At 45.6% G+C, this 7894-nt stretch carries 7 protein-coding genes, 1 tRNA gene and 1 pseudogene; 2 read left to right on the top strand and 7 right to left on the bottom strand.

Annotation, left to right across the window (positions count from 1 at the left end; all coding sequences use genetic code 11):
* The 5 genes and pseudogenes from ACQY26_RS03090 to ACQY26_RS03070 all read right to left on the bottom strand — a co-directional run.
* Positions 1 to 405: pseudogene (locus ACQY26_RS03090) on the bottom strand (type IV pili twitching motility protein PilT); the annotation flags it as partial.
* Position 406: 1 nt separating this feature from the next.
* Positions 407 to 1603: a cell division protein FtsZ gene (ftsZ, locus tag ACQY26_RS03085; protein WP_428047628.1), complete on the bottom strand. Its 1197-nt coding sequence runs from the start codon at positions 1601 to 1603 to the stop codon at positions 407 to 409.
* 3 nt (positions 1604 to 1606) lie between these two features.
* A complete protein-coding gene (gene ftsA / locus ACQY26_RS03080) occupies positions 1607 to 2860 on the bottom strand; it encodes a cell division protein FtsA (RefSeq protein WP_428047627.1) in 1254 nt (417 codons plus the stop codon).
* A gap of 15 nt (positions 2861 to 2875) precedes the next feature.
* Positions 2876 to 3688, bottom strand: a complete 813-nt coding sequence (locus ACQY26_RS03075) for a cell division protein FtsQ/DivIB (RefSeq protein ID WP_428047626.1) — start codon at positions 3686 to 3688, stop codon at positions 2876 to 2878.
* A 45-nt stretch (positions 3689 to 3733) separates the two neighbouring features.
* A tRNA-Leu gene (locus ACQY26_RS03070) sits at positions 3734 to 3817 on the bottom strand.
* An 89-nt stretch (positions 3818 to 3906) separates the two neighbouring features.
* Here ACQY26_RS03070 and smpB point away from each other — a divergent pair.
* The gene (gene smpB, locus ACQY26_RS03065) at positions 3907 to 4377 is read left to right on the top strand and encodes an SsrA-binding protein SmpB (protein WP_428047625.1); all 471 of its coding nucleotides are present in this window, start codon (positions 3907 to 3909) and stop codon (positions 4375 to 4377) included.
* 565 nt (positions 4378 to 4942) lie between these two features.
* Here the strand turns inward: smpB and ACQY26_RS03060 are convergent.
* Both ACQY26_RS03060 and ACQY26_RS03055 read right to left on the bottom strand, forming a co-directional pair.
* Positions 4943 to 5206 (bottom strand): DUF167 domain-containing protein, encoded by a 264-nt coding sequence (locus tag ACQY26_RS03060; RefSeq protein ID WP_428047624.1) that lies wholly within the window; start codon positions 5204 to 5206, stop codon positions 4943 to 4945.
* Between the two features lie 18 nt (positions 5207 to 5224).
* A complete protein-coding gene (locus ACQY26_RS03055) occupies positions 5225 to 5908 on the bottom strand; it encodes a YggS family pyridoxal phosphate-dependent enzyme (protein WP_428047623.1) in 684 nt (227 codons plus the stop codon).
* A gap of 101 nt (positions 5909 to 6009) precedes the next feature.
* On the opposite strand from ACQY26_RS03055, the gene ACQY26_RS03050 reads away from it, so the two are divergent.
* On the top strand, positions 6010 to 7248 hold the full coding sequence (locus tag ACQY26_RS03050; RefSeq protein WP_428047621.1) for an MFS transporter: 1239 nt from the start codon (positions 6010 to 6012) through the stop codon (positions 7246 to 7248).
* The last annotated feature ends 646 nt before the right edge of the window (positions 7249 to 7894 follow it).

Genomic DNA, 7894 nt, shown 5'->3' with positions numbered 1-7894 from the left:
CGTCATACCCGTAACCAAAATTATGCCGCGGTGATTATCGGCTATTTTTTTAAGCGTTTCGCCCGGCAGATTAAGCTGCTCGAAAGAAGGGATTTTCAAAGGTATATGACGTATGGCCATACACATTTTCCCGGACTGTCTGAACACGTTGAACCTGAAGCGCCCGTATTCTTTGGCGTCAAGAGCGAAGTCCACGCTCAAGTTCTGTTCAAACATTTTCTTTTCGCGTTCGCCCATAATGGCCGCCGCGATTTTTTTTACGTCGTCGTTGGTAAGAAAGCAATCTTCAATTTCCCTTATCTTCGTGTTTATGCGAACATAAGCGTTTGAGTTTCCCCTTATATGAAGACCGCTGGCTTTATTGTCAACTACCGTTTTAAGCAGTGTGGTAAGACCTATGGCCATATTACTTTCCCTCCCTCCTGCGCCTTATAAACGCAGGGATAAGCATAAAATCTGATCTGGAATCAAAAGCGTCGGAACTGCGCGGAGTGCGGTTGGCCGGACGCGGAGAAATATGCTGCAAAGGTATGTGGCGGCTTGTTTCGTGCGGAGCGTCGGCCGCGCCGGTAAGGGAAGACCTTACCGTACTTAACCTGGGCGCGCCTTCCCTGGCGAAACCCGTCGCTATAACCGTAACGCTGAAAGTCCCTTCCGGCAGGTTTTTATCGTACATATGCCCGAACATAACTTTGGATTCGTTGCTGGCGTACTGGCGGATTATATTCATAACGTCGCCTTGTTCCGTCATGGTAATATCGTCCGGCGCGCTGAAAAAGACTATAAAGCCTTTTGCGCCGGTAATATCGGCGTTTTCCAGCAAAGGCGAAGTCAAAGCCTGACGCGCGGCTTCCAAATGGCGTTTGGGGCCTTTCGCCTGCCCCATGCCTATAAGAGAACGCCCCGATTTAAGCATAACGGTTTTAAGGTCGTTATAGTCAATGTTCATCTCGCCGGGCCTTAAAATGACTTCCGATATTCCTTTAACGGCCTGAAGCAGAACTTCATCCACCATTTTAAAGGCTTCTTTGGTGGTGGTTTTGGAATCTATATTTTCAAAGAGTCTTTCATTAGGGACAATTATCATGGAGTCAACATATTGCTGAAGTTCCTTAATGCCTTTATCGGCCTGATCGGCGCGGATATATCCCTCAAAATTAAAAGGCCTGGTTACAACCCCGACGACCAAAATATTGTCCCCGTAAGTTTCTTTGGCTACGCGGGCAAGCTCCGGCGCGACACCCGTACCCGTGCCGCCGCCCATGCCGGCCGTAATAAAAAGCAAATCCGTATCGCTGACGACGTTGCGCAGCTGTTCTATGGATTCTTCGGCCGCTTTTTTGCCGCGTTTCGGGTCCCCACCGACGCCGAGGCCTTTTGTAACTTTCTCGCCGACTTGCACCAAATACGGCGCTTTGTTGCGTCTTAAGTCCTGCGCGTCGGTATTAATAGCCACAAAATCGACATTGTCTATACCGGCGTCCATCATGTGGTTTATGGCGTTTCCGCCGCCGCCGCCGACGCCTACGCATTTTATCTTGGCAAGCTTGCCTTCAAACTGCTCGGCCGAAGAAAACAAAGAATCTAAAGAAGTGTCGCTCATAAATTAACCGCCAAAAATGTTTGAATTTTTGAGCATGTTGAAAAATTTTAATATGGGAGATCTGCTGGCAAGATCGCCGCCATGCTCTTCGGCAATCATCTCCCTGCGCGCCGCGTAGGCCGCCAAGGATAAAGCGGTCGTATACATAGGGTCAAAATATTTTTCTTCCGCGTCGATTATATCGCGCTGAACCGTCGCTTTGTGGGCTTCTTTAAGGCCCAAAGTCTGGCAGCATTGCGCTTCAATGCCCGGCATTAAAGAACCGCCGCCGGTAAGTACGGCGTAGCCTTCTTTAAGGAAATCGCCGAAACCGGCTTTTTCTATGCTTTCGCGTATAGTTTCAAAAAGTTCCTCGGCGCGCGGCTGGATGATATCAAGCAAATAGCTTTTTTTGATTTCGGAAGAGTTCTTTCCGTCCATTGAAGGCACTTCTATTGTGGTTTCTTCCTCCAAATAAGCCGGATAAGCAACGCCGTAGCGTTCTTTTATTTCCGTCGCGCTGGCTTTCGGCGTATGCAGGGCGTTGATTATATCCCTGGTGAAAACGTCGCAGCCGAAAGGGAAATCCTTTGCAAAAATCAAAGCGCCTTCCGCCCAAATGCCGACGGAAATCGTTTCCCCGCCCAAATCGATTATAAGGCAATAGCTTTCCTTTTCCTCCGGGGAAAGGACGCATTCCGCCAAACACACCAAGCCGTAAAACTTGCCGTCGACCCTAAAGCCGGGGCGCATAATGGCTTTCATAAGGTTATTCACGCAGGAACTTAAACCCGTGGTGATGTGAACGTCCACCTCCAGTAAGGAACCGTCCATGCCTTCCGGGTTGGTTATGCCGCCTTTGCGGTCTATTGAAAACCCTTGCGGAACAACGCTGATAATCTCGTTGTCAATCTTTATGGGAACGGAACGCGCGTTTGAAATAGCCTGCTCTATATCTTCGGAGGTAATTTCCTTGTTCGCGCGCGAGATGTTATAAGTCCCGTGATTGGTAAAAGATTCCAAATGGTCGCCGCGCAAAGCGACGTACAAAGCGTTTATATCCTGTTCGGCCTTTTCTTCAATGTAATTTATCGCTTCCGTTATGGAGGAGGAAGCTTCCCTTATATCGCTGACCATGCCCTTTTTAAGGCCGCGGCACGGCACGCTTTTGCCGGCCACAACCCTGAGGGAATTGGTTTCAGCGTCATAAGCGGCGGCCACAGCCGTAACTTTGCCGCTGCCTATATCGAGTGCTGCTATTAAATTCGTCTTCGCCATATTAACTGTACACCTTCACGTAGTGGATTTAAGATAGATTTTCCCGTCGTCAAAATAATTGAAATTTATATCATAAGGTTCTTTGAACCCGCGTCTTTCGGCTTCCGCCAAAACGCTTTTAAGCCGCCCGAGTTTCTTCGGGCCGTCCTTAATGCCCCCCATATCCGCAAAACCGCTTTTGAGTTTGAGATTAAAGGAAGAATCTTCCAAATCAACTGAGGCTTCCTTAATATCCAAAGACGCGGAGGCTTTAAGGGCTTTTATTAATTCTACAAATTCTTTAGGCAAAAGTTCAGCTTTTATTTGTCCGCGCAGGGAAACTTCAAAAAGCGGCGGATTTATGGGCGTTTTATCGTCATTAAACACAAGTCCGCCTTCCTCAATCAAGTATGTTTTGGACGGCGTTTTAAGCCGCGCGAAAGGCGTATGCTTTTTTATCTTTATATTAAGGCTCCCGTTAAAGAAATTGCGCCACACGCTGACAGATTTTAATTCTTTAAGATTACGGCCGAGTATTCTTTCAAGCCCGGCGGCGTCCGCGTGGGTTACGGCGTCGCCCTCGTTAAAGGAAATATATTTTTCGACTTCATAAATAACGTCGCCTTCCTCCCCGGAAATATTAATTTTCTTAACATGCCATTCCAGCCAAGAGGGACGCGCATCGGCGTTAAAAATCAGGCCGGCCGCTTTTTTAAGCGCAAAAAACGCCCCAACAAGCAGAACTATCGAAACTAAAATTATAATGAATTTCCTCAGCCTTAGAGCTTTTTGACGTTTGCTTCTGATAGGCGTGAACCGTTTTCTTGCATTTTTATTTACTGTGTACATCTTCACACCCGCTGCGGCTGTTTGAGGATTCCGCGAAAAGATAAATGGGCGGAAAGGGATTTGAACCCTTAAGTCCTTTCGGACATACGGTCCTGAGCCGTACGCGTCTGCCAATTCCGCCACCCGCCCATCTTTATGTATTTTATTATATTTGGCGTTTTTTTACAATTAAATTAATCGAATATCAACTGACGCGCAAATTTGCTAAAATCATTTTTATGGCAAGGAAAAAAGGCGTTGAAACGATAGCGACCAACCGCAAAGCTTTCCACGAGTATTTTATACTTGAAAGTTTTGAGGCCGGTTTGGAACTTTTAGGCTCTGAAATTAAGTCCTTAAGGCTTAAGGACTGCAGCCTTGAGGCTTCTTTCGTCAAATTGGAAAACAATCAGGCATATATTTTTAATATGCACATAAAGCCTTATTCCTTTAACACTCACACCGCGGTAGACCCCACCAGAACAAGAAGACTGCTTTTGCACAGGAAAGAAATCAACAAGCTTACCGCCGCCAAAGAAATAAAAGGCCAAACCGTGATTCCGCTGGAGCTTTACCTTAAAAACGGCTGGGCAAAACTGAAAATAGCTTTGGCCAAAGGCAAAAAGCTTTACGATAAACGCGAAACATTGAAAAAGAAAGATTTATCCAGAGAAATGGAACGCGGATTCAGAAACAAATTTAGAGTTTGATTTTGCAAAACTTTGCTTAACGGCAAGTTCCCGGGCAAATGTTTATTCAAGCCCAGTCGCCGGCATTATATTTAAAGGACTGCGTCTTTAACCGGCGCAGTCCTTTTCAGCCTTTACCACTTGTATGATTACGGTTAGTTTAAGGAAAGGCAGCAGTTTATTTAAACTGCCTGAGTTGAAACCGCCCCCTATATTATCTTTTAAACTTCCATGATCTACAACACGACAAAAAAGAAGTATTACAATAAAAACAAATGGATAGATAAAATTGTAGGGCAGGCGCCGCCTGACGTTAATAAGAAGGTTCTCTGTCGGGCAAAGTCTGACTGCATTGAATGGATATTAGAGAATGAAATAGACGTGGAATTTCAGCGTGAGATAATGTAACCGGCGTGGGCTTACGGATTTGGACCTGATTTATATTTTTGAGGAAGGAGGTATACTAAGAGTGATGCCGCCAAAGGCGGCGCAGTATCCGACTGACGAAAAAACACAAAGGCGGCCAATACGGAACTACCCTCCAGGATAACCCCATAAAAGCCGCCTAAACATTGTAAATCAAAATTTACGGAATCGCGTCCATTACCTTTTTAAGGGCTTCTTCGCTCTTCCCGCGCACTTCTACCGTTTTTTCTTTGCCTTTATTGCCTTTAATGATGTTTATGTCTTCTTCAGTGACGGAAAAGAAATCGGCCATAAAATATTTAAGGATGTCGTTGGCTTCGCTGTCTAATTTTTTGGTTTTCACTTTAACGCGCAAAACGCTGCCTATCCTGCTTACGACTTCATTATCCCCCGCAGTGGAAATAACACGCACTTTTATTATCATGCTTTCCTCCTTCCAAATCTATTTAAAAACAGCACTGCCTATCCTGGGCAAATTCGATCCCTCGGCGACTGCTACTTTATAATCCCCGCTCATGCCTAAAGAAAGGCTGTCTTCCGGCTTAAAATAAACGTCAAAAATCTTTTTGGCCTTTTTAAAACAGCTTCTAAGCAGTTCTTCGTCATCAGTATCCGGGGCTATGGCCATGAGCCCCTTAAGGGCAATATGTTTAAAATCTTTTCTGAGCGTTTCTATAAACGGCCCGGCCTTTTCCGGAGATATCCCGCCCTGCGTTTCCCTATCCGTCAGTTTTATTTGCACGAAGCAATCAACTATGCGGCCCAATTGGGCGGCGTGCCTTTCAACGGCCTGCGCCAAATGCAGAGAATCCAAAGAACATATACAATCAAAATTTTCAACGACTTTAGCCGCTTTATTTGTTTGCAAACGGCCTATAAAAAATTTTTTTACTTTATAATCTTTAAGAAGCGGAGAGCGCCATTTTTCCAAACTTTCCTTAAGTCTTGATTCGGCCACCAAATTAACGCCGCCTTTAAGCAAATCCGCTATTTGTTCCGCGGAAGCGTATTTGGTTACCGCAAGCAGCCGCACCGCGTCGGGGTTTCGGCCTTGTTCCGAGGCTATGGCGCGAACCTCTTTAAGAATACGCGAATAATTGTTAAAATAGCCGAAATTTTGGCCCATATCAAATATGCCTCTTGACTATTTTATCAAAATTTTGTGAAATTGGCAAAATTTTGAACTTTATCAACCCCCTCTTTCTTACAAAATAGTAAAATATTTATATGACGGAAAAGACGAAAAGCCTTGTAATCATAGCCGCGGCCAACGGCCTTATAGCTTTTGGCTACGCTTTAAGCATACCCTTTTTAACCATATATCTTACCACTCAAAAGCATGTGGAACCCGGCCTTATCGGCATAATGCTGGCGGCGGCCATGCTGACTACGGCGGCGGCAAGCGCGATAAGCGGGGAAGTTTCCGATAACTTCGGGCGCAAGAAGGTTATGGTGGTTTCTTTGTTTTTAAGGTCGCTTTCCATGCTGGCCATAGCCGCTTCAATATTTTTTGACGCGCACTACGCCGTAACAATGCTGTTCCACTTCGCCGGCAGTTTTTTGGGGGCTTTCTTCCGCCCCGCCTCCAACGCCTGGATAGCGGACAACACCAATAACGCCGAGCGCGTAAAAGCTTTCGGTTATATAAGAATCGGCATAAACCTCGGCTGGACCTGCGGCCCGGCCATGGGCGGTTTTTTGGCCAATATATCTTATTCGCTCGGCTTTTTTATGACGGCGGCAACATTCTTTATATCCATGCTTTACCTAAACATTTACATTAAAGACGCGCTTAAAAAAACCTTGCGCCGCAAAAGCCATTTCATAAAAATGTTTGGGGAACTTAAAGACGCGAATCTTTCCCGTTTATGCTTTTATAATTTTTTAATTTCCATAGTTTCCGCCCAATTGGTTGTAGGGCTTTCTTTGCACGCCGTAAAATGTTTGGGGCTTACGGAAAACGGCGTAGGGATGTTGTTTTCGATACAGGGAATGTCCGTGGTACTTTTGCAATATCAGGCTTCAAAATTAATATCCAAAATGCGCCTTACCGCCGCTTTGGCTTTGGGATGTTTTTTATATGCATTAGGCTACGGTTCGGTAGGTTTCGCCGTCGGTTTTTATACTCTTATTATCGGTATGGTTTTAGCCGCTTTGGGCGAAATGCTGGTTCTGCCGGCGGGCCATTCTTTAGCCTCTAATATCGCGCCGGATAATAAAAGAGGACGCTTTTTGGGCCTTTATGTTCTTTCCAATCAAGCGGGTGTTTCCATGGGGATATTCTTAGCCGGTATAATGATGCAAAAATTAAGCCCGGTTTATCCCCCACTACCATGGCTGATAATAAGCGCGATAGCCTGCACCGCGGGAACGGCGTTTTTCACTCTGAAACGCTGGGTAACTACCGAACAAGACGGCCTTAAACCAAGGCGGGCCATGCCGATTACCAAACCTATGGCAAGATAAACTTTCTTCTTTTAACTTATGCGTGTTAAAATTAAAAACCCCGCTTTAGCCTAAGCCAAAGCGGGGCGGTTAGTTGAGAGCCGGGTTTTATCCCGGTAAATCTTATTTCCCTATAAGCATTGGCTTTGCGTTCCGGTATAACCCGACGATGGGGAAGAGGAACCTTTTTCCTGGCAAGCGCAATAATACTCGTATGATCCGTTTTCTCCAAGGCAGCCCGTTCCCACTTTTTGGTTCAAATATTTGTTATACATATTGGAAACAGGGGTGTGTCCGCTGCAGCAGCAATGAGCTTCACAAGTAATTGTAGACTGGGTTACATTTTGATAAGTATTTATTATTCTAAAAATTTCATCGCGATTTTCACAGGCGCAAGAACTCCAAGCCGTACCGTCAGCGTTGCAAGTCCTCCTCTGATAACAATTCGTAGGGCATGGCTCCACTTCGCCGGGAGTGCAAACCTGTTCCTCACAAGTTCCCCAAGCCCCTTCAACCCATTCTCCCGTAGAAGTATTACAGGTTACACTTCTTGTTTGAGTGCCGTTGGTGCCGCAAGAGCGGCTTGTTATCGGTTTTGTTGAAATGTCACAAGTTTTGGGGCAGCAATTTATTATCTAACAGAGTTTAACTTCGCGAAAGCAAACAG

The organism is Candidatus Proelusimicrobium excrementi, from assembly GCF_937881865.1.
Taxonomy (GTDB): Bacteria; Elusimicrobiota; Elusimicrobia; order Elusimicrobiales; family Elusimicrobiaceae; genus Proelusimicrobium; species Proelusimicrobium excrementi.
The sequence above is the reverse complement of the archived record's forward strand: the minus strand, read 5'-3'. Positions and strand labels throughout refer to the sequence as shown.